Consider the following 1190-nt stretch of genomic DNA (forward strand, 5'->3'; position numbering starts at 1 on the left):
TATGAATTAGTCGAAGATCTTAGCAACAACACCAGCACCTACTGTACGGCCACCTTCACGGATCGCGAAACGTAGACCTTCGTCCATTGCGATTGGTGCGATTAGCTCAACAGTCATCTGTACGTTGTCACCTGGCATTACCATTTCTACGCCTTCTGGTAGCTGGATGTCACCAGTTACGTCAGTTGTACGGAAGTAGAACTGTGGACGGTAGCCTTTGAAGAATGGAGTGTGACGACCACCTTCATCTTTAGACAGTACGTATACTTCTGATTCGAACTTMGTGTGTGGAGTGATTGAACCAGGCTTCGCTAGTACTTGACCACGTTCAACTTCGTCACGCTTAGTACCACGTAGAAGTGCACCAACGTTCTCACCTGCACGGCCTTCGTCTAGAAGCTTACGGAACATCTCWACACCAGTACATGTWGTAGTAGTWGTKTCYTTGATACCTACGATAGCAACTTCGTCACCTACAGTTAGGATACCACGCTCGATACGGCCAGTTACTACTGTACCACGACCTTGGATTGAGAATACGTCTTCGATAGGCATTAGGAATGGCTGATCTACCGCACGCTCTGGCTCAGGGATGTAAGTATCTAGAGCTTCAGCTAGTTCAACGATTTTCGCTTCCCACTGCTCTTCGCCGTTTAGTGCGCCTAGTGCAGAACCTTGGATAACTGGTAGGTCATCACCTGGGAAATCGTATTCAGATAGAAGTTCACGAACTTCCATTTCTACTAGTTCTAGTAGCTCTTCATCGTCAACCATGTCACATTTGTTCATGAATACGATGATGTATGGGATACCAACCTGACGGCCTAGTAGGATGTGCTCACGAGTTTGTGGCATTGGGCCATCTGTCGCAGCAACAACTAGGATACCACCGTCCATCTGTGCAGCACCGGTGATCATGTTTTTAACGTAGTCCGCGTGTCCTGGACAGTCAACGTGTGCGTAGTGACGAGTTGGAGTGTCGTACTCAACGTGAGAAGTTGCGATTGTGATACCGCGCTCACGCTCTTCTGGAGCGTTATCGATAGATGCGAAGTCTTTAGCTACACCGCCGTAAACTTTAGCAAGAGTAGTACAGATAGCTGCAGTTAGAGTTGTTTTACCGTGGTCAACGTGGCCGATAGTACCAACGTTAACGTGCGGTTTCGTACGTTCAAATTTTTCTTTAGACA

Annotated in this window: 1 protein-coding gene; it reads right to left on the reverse strand. The window is 47.6% G+C overall.

Features of this window, described 5'->3' with window-relative positions:
* Window positions 1–6: 6 nt before the first annotated feature.
* Window positions 7–1190 (reverse strand): elongation factor Tu (gene tuf / locus R2S67_RS22735; RefSeq protein WP_317347175.1); only part of this gene is annotated, 1184 nt, incomplete at its 5' end.

This window comes from Vibrio sp. T13N (assembly GCF_032970445.1).
Lineage (GTDB): Bacteria > Pseudomonadota > Gammaproteobacteria > Enterobacterales > Vibrionaceae > Vibrio > Vibrio diabolicus.